2 protein-coding genes (1 of these 2 running past the window's edge) are annotated in these 18,681 nt (G+C 70.2%); both read left to right on the forward strand.

What is annotated here, in order from left to right; genetic code table 11:
* The gene (locus KY661_RS08645) at positions 1 to 18,075 is read left to right on the forward strand and encodes a non-ribosomal peptide synthase/polyketide synthase (RefSeq protein WP_225409747.1); all 18,075 of its coding nucleotides are present in this window, start codon (positions 1 to 3) and stop codon (positions 18,073 to 18,075) included.
* Positions 18,068 to 18,681, forward strand: the 5' portion of a protein-coding gene (locus KY661_RS08650) for a non-ribosomal peptide synthetase/type I polyketide synthase (RefSeq protein WP_225409748.1). The gene runs 11,644 nt beyond the window's last position; only the first 614 of its 12,258 coding nucleotides appear in the window; it begins with the start codon at positions 18,068 to 18,070; the stop codon falls past the right edge of the window. Before KY661_RS08645 ends, KY661_RS08650 begins: the two co-directional genes overlap by 8 nt.

Below are 18,681 nucleotides of genomic sequence, written 5' to 3' on the forward strand. Positions count from 1 at the left end.
ATGTCCGTTGCGCATCGCGCGTCCTCCCGTTCTCCCGCTTCACTGGTTGAACTGCTCCGCCAGCGAGCCGGTACCCAACCCGACTCCCGGCTCTACACGTTCCTGGAGGAGGACGGTTCCGACAGCGCGATGACGCACGGAGAGCTCGACCGCTGGGCTCGCCGCATCGGGGAGGCGTTGACGGAGGTATCCCGCCCCGGAGCACGGGTCGTCCTGCTCTACCCGCCGGGACTTCAATACATCGCGGGCTTCTTCGGGTGCCTGTACTCCCAGCGGACCGCGGTACCGGCCTATCCACCGGACCCGATGCGGCTGGGACGGACACTGCCGCGGCTCCGGAAGGTCATCGCGGACGCGCAGGCGACGGTGGTCCTCACCACGTCATTCATCGCCTCGTTCGCCGAGATGCTGTTCGAGCAGGCGCCGGAGCTCAAGGAGCTCCATTGGGTGGCCACCGACACGCTTCCCGAGCCGCAGGGGCTCGACTGGCAACCGCCCGAGTCCGCGTCCGGCACGCTGGCCTTCCTCCAGTACACCTCGGGCTCCACGGGCACCCCCAAGGGGGTGATGCTCAGCCACGGCAACCTGCTGCACAACCTGGAGCTCATCCACCGCGCGTTCGAGACCCGGACGGACTCCTCGGCCATCATCTGGCTGCCGCCCTACCATGACATGGGGCTCATCGGCGGCATCCTCCAGCCGTTCTACGCCGGGTATCAGGCGGTCCTGATGTCCCCGCTCGACTTCCTCAAGCGCCCCATGATGTGGCTCGAGGCCGTGTCGCGCTTCGGGGGCACCGTGAGCGGAGGCCCGAACTTCGCGTTCGATCTGTGCGTCCGCAAGAGCACGCCGGAGCAGCGGCAGGCGCTCGATCTGCGCCGCTGGGAAGTGGCGTTCAGCGGTGCCGAGCCCATCCGGCCCGAGACGCTGGCACGCTTCGCGGAGGCCTTCGCGCCGAGCGGGTTCGACCCCAACGCCTTCTACGCGTGCTACGGCCTGGCCGAGGCGACGCTGCTCGTCTCGGGCGCCAAGAAGGGCGCCCCCACCGTCCAGCGTTCCTTCGACGCCAAGGCCCTGTCGCTCGGACAGGCGGTGCCGGGTGGGAGCGCACAGGAACAGACCCTCGTCGGCTGCGGTGGAGTCCTGCCGGGCGAGGACATCCGGATCGTCTCCCCCTCGGACGGCACGCCGTGCGCACCGGGCACCATTGGAGAGATCTGGGTCTCCAGCCACAGCGTGGCCCAAGGCTACTGGGCCCGGCCCGAGGAGACGGCGCGCACGTTCCAGGCGCGGGTGGCCGGGGCCCCCCAGAAGACCTTCTTGCGCACGGGAGACCTCGGGTTCTTCCACGAGGGCCAGCTGTTCATCTCGGGGCGGCTCAAGGATCTCATCATCCTCCGGGGCCGGAACATCTACCCCCAGGATGTCGAGCTGACGGTGGAACAGAGCCACCCCGCGATGCGGCCGGGGTGCTCGGCGGCCTTCTCGGTGGATGTCGAGGGCGAAGAGCGGCTCGTCATCGTTCAGGAAGTGGATCCGCGCAAGCTGACGGACCCCGCCGAGGTGACCGCCCTGGTGCGCCAGCGGCTGGCGGAGCTGCACGAAGTCCAACTCCACGCGCTCGTGCTGATCGAGCCCGGCAGCATTCCCAAGACCTCCAGCGGCAAGATCCAGCGCCATGCCACCCGCGCGGGTTTCAGCGCGGGCGAGCTCGCCGTTGTCTCGGCCTGGCAAGCGGAGCAGCAGGAGGCCCTGGCGAACGGGCAGGACGCTTCGGTCCAGGACGCCCCGGTGCTGGCTGCGGGAGCCTCCCTGGAGGAGACCACCGCGTGGTTGCGGATCCGGCTCGCCCGGCGCCTGCGCGTCCGGCACGCGGAGCTGGATGCCGCCCTGCCCATCACGAGCTTCGGCTTCGACTCGCTCACCGCGCTCGAGCTGGGGCATGAGCTGGAAACGGATGCGGGCGTTGCCGTGCGCATGGAGGAGCTGCTCCGGGGGCCGACGCTCACCGAGCTGGCCCGGCTGCTCCACCAGCGCCGCGCGGCCGAGACCGCGGTCCAGCCTCCGATTCCGCGCAGGGCAGACGGGACACCGCCCCTGCTGTCCCCCGCCCAGGAACGGCTGTGGTTGCTGGACCGCATCGAGCCCGGCAGCGCCCTGTACAACATCGCCGCGGCGGTCCGGCTGAAGGGAAGCCTGAACGTCCCAGCGCTGGAGCGCACCTTCCAGGACATCGTGCGCCGCCACGAGGCGCTGCGCACCACCTTCCGCGCCACGGACTCCGAGGAACCGGCGGTCCTGGTCATCGCCCCGGATGCGTCCTTCCAGCTCGTGACCGAGGACCTGCGCCCGCGTCCGTCCGCCGAGCGCGAACAGGAGGTCCAGCGGCGCGCCAGCGCCGAGGCGCTCCTGCCCTTCGATCTGGCCCACGGACCGCTCCTGCGGGCGGTGCTGCTGCGCACCCACGAGGATGAGCATGTGCTCATCCTGACGGTGCACCACATCGTCTCGGACGGCTGGTCGATGAGCGTGCTCGTCCGCGAGGTGGCGGCGCTCTACGAGGCCCACACGGCGGGCAAGCCCGCGTCCTTGCCCGCGCTGCCCATTCAGTACTCCGACTATGGGGCGTGGCAGCGGGGACGTCTCCAGGGCGGCGCCCTGGAGGAGCACCTCCGGTACTGGCGAGGGCAGCTCGAAGGGGCGCCCGCGGTGCTCGATCTGGCCGTGGCGAATCCCCGGCCCCCGGTGTCCAGCCACCAGGGCGCGAGCGTGGAGGTGCAGTGGAGCGCACAGCTCATGGACCGGGTCCGGGCCCTGGCGCGTGAGCAGGGCGTCTCCCCCTTTGTCGTCCTGCTGTCCGCGTATCAGCTCCTCCTGTCCCGCTACTCGGGCCAGGAAGACCTCTGCGTGGGGGCACCCATCGCGGGCCGCGACCGCTCGGAGACGCAGGCGCTCGTGGGATTCTTCGTCAACACGCTCGTCCTGCGAACCCGGCTCACGGGGGTGTCCACCTTCCGCGAGCTGCTTGCGCGGGTGCGGGACGTGACGCTCGAGGCGTACGCCCATCAGGAGCTGCCCTTCGAGAAGCTGGTGGAAGCGCTTCGGCCCGCGCGCCATCAGGGCGCCTCGCCTCTGTTCCAGGTGGTGCTGGCCATCGAGCCGGATCCGCTCACCGAGCACACCCTGCCAGGCATCGAGCTGCGGCGGCTGGAGCTGCCGAACCGGCTGATCGCGAACGATCTGCACCTCGCGCTTTCGGAGCGGGCCGGTGGGCTGTCCGGCAGGCTGGAGTACAGCACGGACCTCTTCACCGGAGAGACTGCGCGGCAACTCGTCACACACCTGGGCCGCCTGCTCGAAGCCGCGGTGGCTCGCCCCTCCGCCCCGCTGGCGGAGTTGAGCCTGCTCGACGAAACCGAGCGCCATCAGCTACTCGTGGATTGGAGTGGAACGCGCGCCGGTGAGCCCGAGGAGCTCTGTGCCCACCGTCTGTTCGAGGCACAGGCCTCGCGGACACCCGAGGCCGTGGCGCTCACCTTCGAAGGCACGCAGCTCCGCTACCGCGAGCTCAATGCCCAGGCCAACCAGCTCGCGCGGCTGTTGCGCCGGCGCGGCGTGGGTCCTGACGTGCTCGTTGGACTGTGCCTCGAACGTTCGCTCGACATGGTCGTGGGGCTGTTGGCGATCCTCAAGGCGGGAGGAGCCTATGTCCCGCTCGATCCCACCCTGCCCTCCGAGCGTCTGGCCTTCATCCTGAACGATACGCGCGCGCCGCTCGTCCTCACGCGCCGCTCGCTGCTCACGCGGCTGGGCGAGTCCGTGGGACAGGCGCTGTGCCTCGATGACCTGGCCGGGGAAGCCGCCCGGGAGTCTGCGGAAGACCTGGCGGGCGGGGCCACCAGCAGGAACCTGGCCTACGTCATCTACACGTCGGGCTCGACGGGCCGCCCCAAGGGAACGCTCCTCGAACACCGGGGCCTGTGCAACACCGCGCGGGAGACGCTCGCGGTCATGCAGCTCGGGGTGGACAGCCGCCTGCTGCAGTTCTTCGCGCTGAGCTTCGACGCGGCGGTCTCGGACATCTTCCCCCCGCTGCTCTCGGGGGCCACGCTGTGTCTGGTGCCCAAGGAGAAGCTGCTGCCCGGCGCTCCGCTCGCCGAGACCCTGCGCGAGCAGGCCATCACCGTCGTCACGCTGACCCCATCCATTCTCGCGCAGCTCGAGCCCTCGGAGGTGCCCAGCCTCCGGACCGTGCTCTCGGCCGGAGAGGCCTGCCCGGCCGACCTGGCCACGCGATGGGCCGAGCGGGTGCGCTTCGTCAACGCCTACGGCCCGACCGAAGTCACGGTCTGCGCGACCCTCAATCCCCGGATGGACCCCTCGCGTCCGACGCTCGGACGGCCCCTGGCCCACGTCCAGGTGTACGTGCTGGATGAGGCCTTCCAGCCCGTCCCCGTGGGCGTGCCGGGCGAGCTATGCGTGGCGGGTGTGGGCCTGGCGCGCGGCTACCTGGGCCGGCCCGAGCTCACCGCCGAGCGCTTCGTGCCGCACCCCTTCAGCACCACGCCGGGCGCCCGGCTGTACCGCACGGGAGACCGGGTCCGCTTCCTGCCGGACGGTGGCCTCGAGTACGTGGGGCGCATCGACAACCAGGTAAAGCTGCGCGGCTACCGGATCGAACCGGGCGAGATCGAGGCCGTGCTGCGCGATCAGCCGGGCGTCCGCGAGGCAGCGGTCATCCTCCGCGAGGACACCCCGGGCAACCCGCGGCTGGTGGCGTATGTGGTGGCACCTGCCGAGGCGGTGCGCGAGCTGCGCGGCCTGCTGACGGGGAGGCTGCCGGAGTACATGGTTCCCGCCGCCTTCGTGCGGCTCGAAGCGCTTCCGCTGTCACATCACGGAAAGCTCGATCACAAGGCCCTGCCACCGCCGGAGGACGGGCGCTCCACCCTGGGGCGCGAATACACCGCTCCGCGGACGGACACGGAACGCAAGCTGGCGGAAATCTGGGAGCAGGTGCTGCAGACCGGCCGCGTGGGCCTCTACGACAGCTTCTTCGAGCTGGGCGGGCACTCGCTCATGGCCGCCCGGGTGATCGCCCGCATCCGCAGCGCCTTTGGCGTGGAGCTGCCGCTGCGCACCCTCCTGATCGATGCGCCCAACGTGGCCGCGATGGCCCGCCGCATCGACGAGGCCACCCCCTCGGCGAAGGCGCTGCCGCCGCTGCTCCGGGTCCCGCGCACCGCGCCCATGCCCTTGTCGCTGGCCCAGGAGCGGCTGTGGCTGGCCGACAAGCTGTCCCCGGGCTCGCCCATCTACAACGTCCCCGCCGCGCTGAGGATGCGCGGCGCGCTCCATCCCCCGGCGCTGACGAGCGCCCTCTCCGGGATTGTCCGCCGCCACGAGGCGCTGCGGACGGTCTTCCGCGAGGTGGACGGAAACCCGGTGCAGGTGATTCTGCCTCCGGGCCCCGTGGATGTGCCGCTCGTGGACCTGAGTGCCCTCCCGCCCCAGGAGGCCGAGGCCCAGGCACGGCACCTGGCACGTGAAGAGGCCAAGCACCCGTTCGCGCTGGAACAGGGCCCGCTCCTGCGCACGCTGCTCATCCGGCTGAGTGGCCAGGAGCACGTGCTGTGCTTGACGCTGCACCACATCGTCTCCGACGGGTGGTCGGGCGGCGTGTTCCTGCGCGAGCTCGCGGCGCTTTACGGCGCCCACAGCCAGGGTGTGCCCTCGTCCCTGCCGGAGCTGGCGTTCCAGTACGCCGACTATGCGGCGTGGCACCGTGACTGGCTCCAGTCCGGCGTGCTGACGGAGAACCTCGCGTACTGGCGGCAGCAGCTCGCGGAGGTTCCCACGCTGCAGTTCCGCACGGACGCGCCCCGTCCTCCGGGCGAGCGCTTCCACGGAGGAGGCCAGCACTTCTTCCTCCCCGGCGAGCTGGCCACCCAGCTCGAAGCGCTGGCCCAGCGCGAAGGCGCCACGCTGTTCATGTCGCTGCTCGCCGTGTTCAACGTCCTGCTCCAGCGCTACACCGGGCAGGACGACATCGCGGTCGGCACCGACATCGCCAACCGTGGGCGTGACGAGCTGGAAGGCCTCATCGGCTTCTTCACCAACCAGCTCGTCCTGCGCACCCGCATGGAGGGCGCGCCCACCTTCCAGGAGCTCCTCGGCCGCGTGCGCCAGGTGGCCCTGGAGGCCTACGAGCACCAGGACACCCCCTTCGGTCGGCTCGTCCAGGAGCTGCGGACGCAGCGCACCGCCACGGGCCAGCCGCTCTTCCAGGCCAAGCTCGTTCTTGAGAACGCGCCCATGCCCGCCATGCAGCTCCCTGGGCTCACCCTGGAGCTGATGGAGGGCGAGAGCAACGGGCTCGCGCGCTGGGACCTGCTGCTCATCTTCGTGCCCGGCAGCGAGGGCTTGACCGTCACCGCCGAGTACAACACGGACGTCTTCGACGGCGAGGCGATGGAGCGCCTGTGGGAGCACTTCCTCGTGCTGGCGCGCACGGTGGCCGCCGCGCCCACGCGGCGCATCGACACCCTGCCCATGCTCACCGGCGAGGAGCACCGGCGGCTCGCGGCCTGGAACGAGACACCGAACCGCGTCCAACCCGGAGCCTCCGTTCCTGCTCGCTTCGAGCAGCGCGCGGAGCTGACTCCTGACGCCATCGCCGTCACCTTCGAGGGGCGGACACTCACCTACGGGGAGCTCAACCGCCGGGCCAATCAGCTCGCACACCACCTGCGCGGAATCGGCGTGGGGGCCGGAAGCCGGGTGGCCCTGTCGCTGGAGCGTTCGCTGGAGATGGTGATTGGCCTGCTGGCGATTCTCAAGGCTGGTGGCTCTTACGTGCCGCTGGACGCGAGCTATCCGGCGGAGCGCGTGAGCTTCCTGCTGGAGGAGGCACAGCCCGCGGCGATCGTGACCCGGTCGGAGATCGCCGACGAGCTGCCCGCCCAGTGGATCCAGCTCGTGTGCGTCGACACCGACCAAGAGGCGATCGCCCGTCAGCCCGGACACAACCCCTCTCACACGGTGGGCCCGGACTCCGAGGCCTACGTGCTGTTCACCTCGGGCTCCACGGGGACCCCCAAGGGCGTCGCCGTGCCCCACCGGGGCATCCTGCGGCTGGTGCTCGAACCCGGCTACGTACGCCTCTCTCCGGAAGAGACGCTGCTGCAGTTGGCGCCGCTTGCCTTTGACGCCTCCACGTTCGAGATCTGGGGCGCCCTGCTGAACGGGGGCCGGTTGGTTCTCGCGCCGCCCACCCCGCCGTCACTCGACGGCCTGGGCGAGCTGATCCAGCGCGAGCAAGTGAACACGCTGTGGCTGACGGCAGGGTTGTTCCACCAGCTCGTCGATTCGCACCTCGGCGTGCTGGCGCCCGTGCGCCAGTTGCTGGCCGGCGGCGATGTGCTCTCCCCGCCGCACGTGGCCCAGGTGCTGGAAGCCCACCCGGCGTGCCGGGTCATCAACGGCTACGGCCCCACGGAGAACACCACCTTCACCTGCTGCTTCCCGGTGACCCGCCGTGAGGAGCTCCGCTCCAGCGTGCCCCTGGGCCACCCCATTCCGGGAACCCGGGTGTATGTGCTCAATGCGGCCCTGGAACAGGTGCCCATCGGCTCGCCCGGAGAACTCTATGCGGCGGGAGACGGGCTCGCCCACGGCTACCTCCACCAGCCCGAACTGACCGCAGAGCGCTTCCTGCCCAACCCCTTCAGCGGCACGCCGGGAGACCGGATGTACCGCACCGGGGACCTGTGCCGCATGCGGCGGGACGGCACGCTGGAGTTCCTCGGCCGCGTTGACAACCAGGTGAAGGTGCGTGGCTTCCGCATCGAACCCGGAGAGATCGAGTCCGCCCTGCGGCGCCACCCGGCGGTGCAGGACGCCGCCGTGACCGTGCACGAGATCGCGGGCGAGAAGTCCCTGGTGGCCTACGTCACGCTCGCGGAGGACGAGACGCTGGCCATCGACGGGATGAAGGAGTTCCTGTCGGACAAGCTGCCCTCCTACATGGTGCCCGCGGTCCTCGTGGTGATGGAGGCGCTGCCGCTCACGGTCAACGGCAAGGTCGACCGCCGCGCGCTGCCCGCCCCGGACGGCTCCCGGCCCGAGCTGGGCAAGGCCTACGAGGCGCCTCGAACCCCCGCCGAGAAGATCCTGGCCGCCGTGGGCTCCGAGGTTCTGGGCGTGGAGACGGTGGGCATCGACGACAGCTTCTTCGACCTGGGCGGTGATTCGATCCGGGCCATCCAGTTCGTGGCACGTTGCCGCGAGCGCGGGTTGGAGCTGTCCGTGTCGACGCTCCTGGAGAAACAGACCGTCCGCGCCATCGCCGAGTCCATCCAGGACGCGGCCCCCGTCTCGACGGTGTCCTACGAGCCCTTCGCGCTCGTGTCCCCGGCGGATCGCGCCCGGCTGCCCGCGGATGCCGTGGAGGCCTACCCGCTCGCGGTGCTCCAGGCCGGCATGCTCTTCCAGAGCGAGTACAGCCAGGAGACCGCGCTCTACCACGACGCCTTCAGCTTCCACCTGGAGCTGGATGCGGACGCCGGGACGCTGCGGCAAGTCCTGCGCGAGCTGTCCCAGCGGCACGCGGTGCTGCGGACCTCGTTCGATCTGGCCCGCTATGGCATCCCCTTGCAGGTCGTCCACCGCGAGGTGGAGGTGCCCCTGCATGAGGAGGACCTTACCCACCTGTCCCAGGCCGAGCAGTCCGCCTTCCTGGTCCAGTGGCTCGAACAGGAGCGCAGCCGACCCTTCACCTGGGATCGGGCCCCGCTGATCCGCTTCGCGCTGCACCGGCGCAGCGCACGCACGGCCCAGCTCTCGGTCATTTTCCACCACGCGATCCTCGACGGCTGGAGCTTTGCCTCGCTGCTGGCCGAGCTTTTCCCCCGGTACCTGGCGGCGCGCCGAGGCTCTGCGCTGCCCGTGGATCCGCTGGCCGCGTCGTACCGCGACTTCGTGGCGCTCGAGCGCCAGACCTCCGAGTCAGCGGACGCCCAGCGTTACTGGAGCGAGCAGCTGGCCCAGATGTCGCGGGCGGGCTCGGCGAGTGCCGGGCGGCGCCGTCCTGTGACGGAGGGCTCCAGCCCGCTCCTCTTCCGCGAGATACCGCTCGCCGAGGAAGTCTCCCGGGGCCTGCGCGCGCTGGCTCACCAGGCGGGAGCGCCGCTCAAGAACGTCCTCCTTGCCGCACACCTGCGCGTCCGCAGCCTGCTCGATGGCTCACCCGAGGTGGTGACTGGCTTCGTGTCGAACGGGCGCCCGGAAGTGGAGGACGGCGAGCGGGTGCTGGGGCTGTTCCTGAACAGCGTCCCGTTCTGCATGCGGCTCGGGGGCGGCACGTGGGTAGAGCTGGTCCAGGACGTGGTGGCCCAAGAGCGGGGACTGATGCCCCACCGCCGCTACCCAATGGCCCGGCTGCGCCAGCAGCTCGGCGGGCAGCCGCTGTTCGAGACGCTCTTCAACTTCGTCCACTTCCACGTCTCCGAGGGCCTCTCTCACATCGAGGGGGTGCGCCTCGTCGAGCCGTACCAGGAGACGTCCTGGTTGGATCTGCCGCTGGACACGACGTTCAGCGTGAATCCCGAGTCGCAGAGCTTGAAGCTGACGTTGCGCAGCAACGGCCGGGAATGGGATGCGGCGCAGCTCGATGAGATCGCGGGCTACTACCTGCGGACGCTGTCGGAGATGGCCCTGCGTCCCGAGGGCCGCTACGAGCAGCTGCCGCTGCTGGGCGCCCAGGAGAAGCAGCAGCTCCTGACCGAGTGGAATGCCACCCGTACCGCACCCCGGGCGCACACGGACGTCCGCGCCCTGTTCGAGGCGCAGGCGGGCCGGACACCGGACGCCATCGCGGTGGAGTTCTCCGGCCAGACGCTGAGCTACCGGGAGCTGAACGCACGGGCCAACCAGCTCGCGCGCCACCTCCAACGCCTGGGCGTGGGGCCCGAGGTGCGGGTGGGCCTGGCGCTCCAGCGGCGCCTCGACATGGTCGTGGGCTTGCTGGGCATCCTCAAGGCGGGCGGAGCGTACGTGCCGCTCGACCCGAGCTACCCCACCGAACGCCTGGCCTACATTCTGGAGAGCAGTGGGGCACGGGCCCTGGTGGAGCACGCCTCGATCCGGGAGCAGTTGCCCCGGACGGAGCTGCCCCGGGTGTGTCTGGACGAGGTGGACCTGAGCCAGGAGGACACCGGCAACCTCGGCGTGCCTCTGGACTCCGGCAGCCTGGCCTACGTGCTCTACACCTCGGGCAGTACCGGAAAACCCAAGGGCGTGATGGTGACCCATGGGGGCGCCGTCAACTACCTCGTCTGGAGCAGCGAGGCGTACGAGGCGGCGGGAGGCGAAGGCGCTCCCGTGCACTCGCCGCTGGGCTTCGACCTGACCATCACCAGCCTGCTGACCCCGCTGATGACGGGGGGCCGGGCGGTGCTGGTGCCCGAGGGCAAGGGCGGCGAGGCGCTGGCGAACGTGCTGCGCACGGGAAGCAACTACTCCATCGTCAAGCTGACCCCCACCCAGCTCTCGCTGCTGGAGCTGCAACTCAGGGACGTGGACGTCGCGGGCAAGGTGCGCTGCTTCGTCATCGGCGGCGAGGCCCTGACCTCGGCCATGCTGGCCCCCTGGCGGGAGCGTGCGCCGGGCACGCGCTTCATCAACGAGTACGGCCCGACCGAGACGGTCGTGGGGTGCAGCATCCATGAGGTCCGGCCGGGAGAGGCGCTGTCCGGCTCGGTCTCGGTCTCCATCGGCCGCCCCATCGCCAACACGGCGCTGTACGTGCTGGACGCGCATGGCCAGCCCACGCCCCGGGGAGTGCCGGGCGAGCTGTACGTGGGAGGCGCGGGCGTGGCGCGGGGGTACGTGAACCGCCCGGAGCTGACGGCGGAGCGCTTCGTGCCGGATCCGTTCAGCCTCGAGCCCGGACAGCGGCTGTACCGGACCGGAGACGTGGCCCGGTGGAGTGAGCACGGGGCGCTGGAGTACCTGGGACGGCGCGACGAGCAGGTGAAGATCCGCGGCTTCCGCATCGAGCTGGGAGAGGTGGAGTCGGTGCTCGGAGAGCACCCCGCGGTGAAGGAAGCCGCGGTCGTGGTGAGGCAGGAGGGCGCGGAGCGGAGGCTGGTGGGCTACGTGGCCAGCCAGGGCCCGGCGCCCACGGCCAGCGAGCTGCGGGAGCACCTGCTGACGCGGCTGCCGGAGTACATGGTGCCCTCCGCCTTCGTGACGCTGGAGCGGTTGCCGCTGACCCCCAACGGCAAGGTGGATCGCAAGGCCCTGCCCACCCCCGAGGGAGAGCGGACGGCGGAGGGGCACTACGTCGCGCCGCGGACACCCACGGAGGAGCTGCTGGCGGGAGTCCTGGCGCTGGTGCTGGACATGCCGCGCATGGGCATCCACGACGACTTCTTCCTGCGCGGAGGACACTCACTGCTGGCGATGCAGGCCATCGTCCGCATCCGGGATGCCTTCCAGGCCGAGGTGTCGGTCCGGGACTTCTTCGAGGCCCCGACGGTCGCCCGGCTCGCGGAGCGGGTGGAACGGTCGCGCCGGGAGAGTCAGGGCGCGAGCAGGCCGCCGCTGGTACGCATTCCCCGGGGAGGGGCGCTCCCGCTGTCCTTCGCGCAGCACCGGCTCTGGTTCCTGGAGCAGTTCGGACAGGGCAACGCCTCCTACAACATCCCCGCAGCCATGCGCATCGAGGGGGCCCTGGACGCCACGGCCCTGGAGCGCAGCTTCCAGGAGGTGGTCCGCCGCCACGAGCCGCTGCGGACGACGTTCCGTGCCGAGCAGGGCAAGCCCATCCTCGTCATCTCCCCCACGGCGGAGGTGCCACTCCATCAGGTGGACCTGCGGCACCTGCCCGAGTCCACCCGGGAGGCCGAACTCAGGAAGCTGGCGGCTACGGAGGCCCAGGCCCCGTTCAACCTCGAGCGGGGGCCGCTGCTGCGCGTCACCCTGGTGCGGATGGAAGAACAGGTCCATGCCCTGCTCGTGACGATGCACCACATCGTCTCGGATGGCTGGTCCACCGGCGTTCTCATCCGCGAGGTGGCCGCGCTGTACGAGAGCTTCTCCACGGGCAAGCCCTCTCCCCTGCCGGAGCTGCCGCTCCAGTACGTCGATTACGCGGACTGGCAGCAGCGCTGGCTGGAGAGTGGGACGCTGGAGTCCGAGCTGTCCTACTGGAAGCAGACGCTCACGGGCGCGCCGCACCTGCTGGAGCTGCCCACCTCACGCCCCCGGCGCGCGGAGCAGTCCTACCGGGGTGCCATCCACTGGGTGGCGTTGCCGAAGGATCTGTCCGAGGCGCTCCTCCGGCTGAGCCAGCGCGAGGGCGTCACGCCCTTCATGCTGCTGCTGGCGGCCTTCCAGGTGCTGCTGGGGCGCTACGCGGGCCAGGACGACGTCAGCGTCGGCACGCCCATCGCCGGCCGCAACCGCCAGGAGACCGAGCCTCTCATCGGCTTCTTCGTCAACACCCTCGTCCTGCGCACCCAGCTTCACGGTGAGCCCTCCTTCCGCGAGCTGCTCTCCCGCGTCCGCGACACCACCCTGGGCGCCTACGCTCACCAGGACCTGCCCTTCGAGAAGCTCGTCGAGGCCCTCCAGCCTCAGCGCGACCTGAGCCGCTCCCCCCTCTTCCAGGTCATGTTCGCACTTCAGAACGCGCCTCAGGCGGACATCAGCCTTCCGGGCCTCGTCCTGCGGGACATGAAGAGCGAGAGCGGATCGGCGAAGTTCGATCTGACGCTGGCCCTGACCCACACCCCCGAGGGCTTCTCGGGGATGCTGGAGTACAACACCGATCTCTTCGATGCGGACGTCATCTCCCGCATGGCGGGGAACCTGCGTGTCCTGCTCGAAGGAATCGTGGCGGAGCCGGGGCAGGCCATCTCCCTGCTGCCCCTCGTCACGGGCGAGGAGCGTCAGCAGATCCTCCAGCAGTGGAATGCGCCCTCGCACTTCCCGGGCAAGCAGGGCCTGCACTCGCTCTTCGAGGCACAGGTCCAGCGCGCTCCGGACGCACGCGCGCTCACCTTCGCGGGAGCGCACCTCACGTACCAGGAGCTGAACCACCGCGCGAACCAGCTCGCCCACTTCCTGATCAAGCGGGGCGTGGGGCCGGAGTCGCTGGTGGGCCTGTGCGTGGAGCGCTCGCTGGAGATGGCCGTGGGAATCCTGGCCATCCTGAAGGCCGGAGGCGCCTACGTCCCGCTGGATCCCGCCTACCCGGCCGACCGGCTGGCGTTCATGGTCCAGGACGCAGGGGTCAAGGTCCTGCTGACCCAGCAGCCGCTGCGGGGGTTGCTCCCGGGCTCCGCCGAGACGGTGTGCCTCGACTCGGACGGGCCGCTCATCGCCCGCGAGCCAGGCACGAACCCAGCCGTTCCGGTGCCACCGGAGGCGCTGGCCTACGTCATCTACACCTCGGGCTCCACGGGGCGGCCCAAGGGCACGCAGATCGCACACGAGCAGGTGGCCCGGCTCTTCACGGCCACGGAGCCCTGGTACCACTTCGGGCCCGAGGACGTGTGGACGCTGTTCCACTCGTACGCGTTCGACTTCTCCGTCTGGGAGCTGTGGGGCGCCCTGCTGTACGGCGGCCGGGTGGTGGTGGTCCCGTACTGGGTGAGCCGTTCGCCCGAGGCGTTCCACGCGCTGCTCCGCGAGGAGCGGGTCACGGTCCTGAACCAGACGCCCTCGGCCTTCCGCCAGCTCATCCAGCTGGAGGAGACGACGGGCCGGGGCGAAGGCCTTTCCCTCAAGTGGGTCATCTTCGGCGGCGAGGCGTTGGAGTTCGCCAGCCTGCGGCCGTGGTTCGCACGGCACGGGGATCAGCAACCGAAGCTGGTCAACATGTACGGCATCACCGAGACGACGGTGCACGTGACGTTCCGCCCGGTGAGTGCAGCCGACGCGGAGGGCGCCTCGGGCAGCATCGTGGGCGTGCCCATTCCGGATCTCCAGGCCTACGTCCTGAGCCCCCGGTTGCAGCTCCTTCCCGTGGGCGTCCCCGGCGAGCTGTACATCGGCGGCGCGGGACTGGCCCGTGGATACCTGCAGCGGCCGGAGCTGACGGCGCAGCGGTTCATTCCGCACCCCTTCGGCACGGAGCCCGGGGCGCGGCTCTACCGCACGGGCGACAAGGGGCGGTACCAGCCGGACGGCAGCATCGAGTACCTGGGACGGCTCGACACCCAGGTGAAGGTGCGTGGCTTCCGCATCGAGCTGGGCGAGGTGGAGGCAGCGCTCGCCCAGCACCCGGAGGTGGCCGAGGTGATCGTCCTGGCACGCGAGGATGTGCCCGGCGACAAGCGCCTGGTGGCCTACATCGTGGGCAAGAACGCGGCCCTGGGGGCCACCGTGCTGCGCGAGCAGGTCCGGGCGCGGTTGCCCGAGTACATGGTGCCCGCGGCCTTCGTGTTCCTGAAGTCCCTGCCACTGACGGCGAACGGCAAGGTGGACCGCAAGGCACTGCCTGTTCCGGACGGCCAGCAGCCGGATGCGAACGCTTTCGTCGCACCGCGCACGCCCGCGGAGGAGCTCATCGCGGGCATCTTCGCCCAGGTGGTGGGCGTGGAGCGGGTGGGCGCCGAGGACAGCTTCTTCGACATCGGCGGCCACTCCCTGCTGGCCACGCAGGTGATGTCCCGCTTGCGGAGTGCCTTCCAGGTCGAGCTGGCCCTGAAAGAGCTGTTCCAGGCGCCCACGGTGCACGCGCTGGCGAAGCGGGTGGAGGCCGCCGCGAGCGAGCAGGGCAAGCCGCAGGCTCCGCCGATCCAGGTGGTGCCGCGCAGCGGACCGCTGCCGATGTCCTACGCCCAGCAGCGGCTGTGGTTCCTGGACCGGCTGGAGCCGGGCAGCGCGCTCTACAACATCTCGAAGGCGGTACGGCTGACGGGCTCCCTGGACGCCTCCGCCCTGGAGCGCAGCCTCCAGGAAATCGTCCGGCGCCATGAAGCGCTGCGGACGACGTTCCGGCTGGAAGGGGGAACGCCGAGCCAGATCGTCTCCGAGGCCGCGGAGCTGACGCTGAAGCGGATCCGGCTGGAGGGCACCCCTGCGGAACGCGAGCAGGCGGTGCGAGGGCACTACGCGGAGGAAGCCTCCGCGCCCTTCGATCTGGCCAATGACGTGCTCTTGCGCGCCGTGCTGCTGGAGCTGGCCGAGGATCAGCACGTGCTGGTGCTGACGATGCACCACATCGTCTCGGACGGGTGGTCCGTGGGGCTCCTGGTCAAGGAGGTCACGGCGCTCTACGAGGCGTTCCAGCAGAACCAGCCCTCGCCGCTGGAGGCGCTCCCGCTGCAGTACGCGGACTACGCCCTGTGGCAGCGGCAGTGGCTGCAGAGCGGCGTCCTGGAAACCCAGCTGGACTACTGGAAGAAGCACCTCGAAGGGGCGCCACAGGCGTTGGATCTACCGACGGACCGCCCCAGGCCGCCTATTCAGACCTTCGATGCAGCCAGCCACCCGGTCCGGTGGTCCCGCGCGCTGTCGGAGCGGGTGAAGACCCTGAGCCTCGAAGAGCGGGTCACGCCGTTCATGCTGCTGCTGGCGGCCTTCCAGTCCCTGCTGGGACGCTACTCCGGCCAAGATGACGTCTGCATCGGTGCCCCCATCGCCGGCCGCAACCGCCAGGAGACCGAGCCTCTCATCGGCTTCTTCGTCAACACCCTCGTCCTTCGCACACACCTGCACGGTGAGCCCTCCTTCCGTGAGCTGCTCTCCCGCGTCCGCGACACCACCCTGGGCGCCTACGCTCACCAGGACCTGCCCTTCGAGAAGCTCGTCGAGGCCCTTCAACCTCAGCGCGACCTGAGCCGCTCTCCCCTCTTCCAGGTCATGTTCGCACTTCAGAACGCCCCAGCGCTGTCGGCGAAGATGCCAGGACTGACGGTCACTCCCATTGATGAGGAGATGCCCTCGGCGCGGTTCGACCTGACCCTCACGCTCCAGGAAGAGGACGGCGTGTACACGGGGGCGCTGGTGTACAACACCCGGCTCTTCGACAGCGCGACCATCCGCCGGATGGAGACGCACCTCGTGAGCCTGCTCGAAGCGGTGCTGGCGGATCCGGAGCGGCGCCCCGCGTCCGTTCCCCTGCTCTCCGCCGCCGAGCGCCGGCAAGTGCTGACCGAGTGGAACGCCACGGACACGGCCTTCCCCACGGGCTGTGCGCACGAGTTGGTGGCGGCGCAGGCGGCGAAGACCCCCGATGCGATCGCGGTGATGTTCCAGGACCAGCGGCTCACCTACGCCGAGCTGGAGCGGCGGGCGAACCACCTGGCCCACACGCTCGTGGGACTGGGCGTGGGCCCGGAGGTGCGCGTGGGGTTGTGCGTGGAGCGCACCCCGGAGCTGGCCGTGAGCATCCTGGCCGTGCTCAAGGCGGGTGGCGCCTACGTCCCGTTGGATCCGAGCTATCCCCGGGATCGCCTGGCCTTCATGCTCGCCGACAGCGGAGCCCAGGTGCTCGTGCTGCAACAGCACCTGGCGAAGGAAGTCGCCGCGCCGGGCCTGAAGGTGCACGTGCTCAAGGAGGGGGCCGCCGCGCGTGAAGACGTGATGGACGCGCCGCCTCGCACCCAGACGATCCCCAGCAACCTGGCCTACGTCATCTACACCTCGGGCTCGACCGGACGGCCCAAGGGGACGCTGCTCACCCACCGCGGGCTGTGCAACACGGCGCTCGCCGCGGTGAAGGAGCACGGCTTCCACCCCGGCAGCCGCGTCCTGCAGTTCGCGGCGATTGGCTTCGATGCCTCGGTCTGCGAGATCTTCGGCGCCTTGCTGGCGGGGGCCACGCTGTGCCTCGCACCGCGCGAGACGCTGCTGCCAGGCCCACCGCTCCGGGCGGTCCTCACGGACAACGCCATCACCGCGGTCACCCTGACGCCCTCGGTGCTGGCACAGCTCGAACCGGACGGACTGCCCGCCCTGAAGACGGTGATTTCCGCAGGCGAGGCCTGCCCGCCTGAAGTGGCCCGGAAGTGGAGCAACGGCCGGAAGCTGCTCAACGCGTACGGGCCTACGGAAGTCACCATCTGCGCGTCCATCAATGGAGACCTCAACCCGGAGCGCCCGACCATCGGCCGGCCCTTCCCGAACGTGCGGGTGTACGTCCTGGATGCGAGCCTGTCGCCCGTGCCGGTGGGCGTGGCCGGAGAGCTCTACGTGGGCGGCCCCGGCGTGGCCCGGGGCTACGTGGGCCGTCCCGAGCTGACGGCCGAGCGCTTCGTGCCGGATCTGTTTGGAGCCACGCCCGGCGAGCGCCTGTACCGGACGGGCGACATCGTCCGGTGGCGCGCGGACGGGGAACTCGAGTACTTCGGCCGCACCGACGGCCAGGTCAAGCTGCGCGGCTTCCGCATCGAATTGGGTGAAGTGGAGTCCGTGCTGCGCGAGCACCCGGCCGTGAAGGATGTGGCGGTCATCGCGCGGGACGACGGCGGCACCCGGCGCCTCGTCGGGTACATCGTCAGCGAGGGGCAAGCGCCCGAGGCGACGGAGCTGCGAAGCTTCCTCCTCGCGCGGCTCCCGCCGTACATGGTCCCCGCCATGTTCGTGTCCCTGGAGGCCCTGCCACTCTCGTCGAGCGGCAAGCTCGACCGGAAGGCCCTCCCCGCTCCGGACGCGAGCGCGCAGCAGATGAACCTGAGCGCCTCCTACGAGGCGCCGCGAAGCGACATCGAGAAGACCCTGGCGGCGATCTGGCAGGAGGTGCTCAACGTGCCCCGGGTCGGTCTAAACGATGGGTTCTTCGAGCTGGGCGGCAACTCGCTCATGCTCGTCCAGATTCACAGCAAGCTCAGGGCTGCGCTCGGGGTGGATGTCCCGCTCATCGAGCTGTTCCAGCACCGCAGCTTGAGCGCGCTCGCCGCACACCTGCGCCGGGAGGAAGCGGCCACCGCCGATCCCGCCGCTGACGAGGAACGTTTTGATACCCGGCGGGCCCTGCGCTCGCGTCAGCAGACCCGGAGACGGGGACGCACCGAGCCATCGGACTCCGAGGTGGACGGCGATCCAGAGGATTCCAATGACTGAGACGGAAGAGCAGTCCCCGCCCCGCCCCGAGGGCGTGGCCATCATCGCCATGGCCGGCCGGTTCCCCCAGGCGGCCACCCTGGAGCGTTTCTGGGACAACCTGCGCCAGGGTGTGGAGGCCCGCTCGGAGTTCACCGACGCGGAGATGCTGGCCGATGGCGCCGATCCCTCGCGGATCTCCCAGCCGGGGTACGTGCGTTCGGGGTTCGTCCTCGACGAGGTCGAGCGCTTTGACGCCGGCTTCTTCGACTTGAGCCCCCGCGACACGGAGATCCTCGATCCCCAGCACCGCGTATTCCTGGAGTGCTGTTGGGAGGCCCTGGAGCGTGCGGGGTACGTGTCCAAGACATACCGCGGGTTGATCTCGCTCTTCGCCGGGGCGGGCGCCTCGTCGTACCTGTACGCCAACCTGATGTCGCGTCCCGACGTCGTTCAGGGCATGGGCACGTTCCAGGTCGGCATCAGCAACGACAAGGACTTCCTCCCGCCCCGCGTCTCCCACAAGCTGGCGCTGCGGGGGGCGAGCATCGCGGTTCAGACGGCCTGCTCCTCCTCGCTCGTCGCCGTCCACCTGGCGTGCCAGAGCTTGCTGACCGGCGAGTCGGA

It is taken from the genome of Allostigmatella hybrida, from assembly GCF_020103775.1.
Lineage (GTDB): Bacteria > Myxococcota > Myxococcia > Myxococcales > Myxococcaceae > Hyalangium > Hyalangium aurantiaca.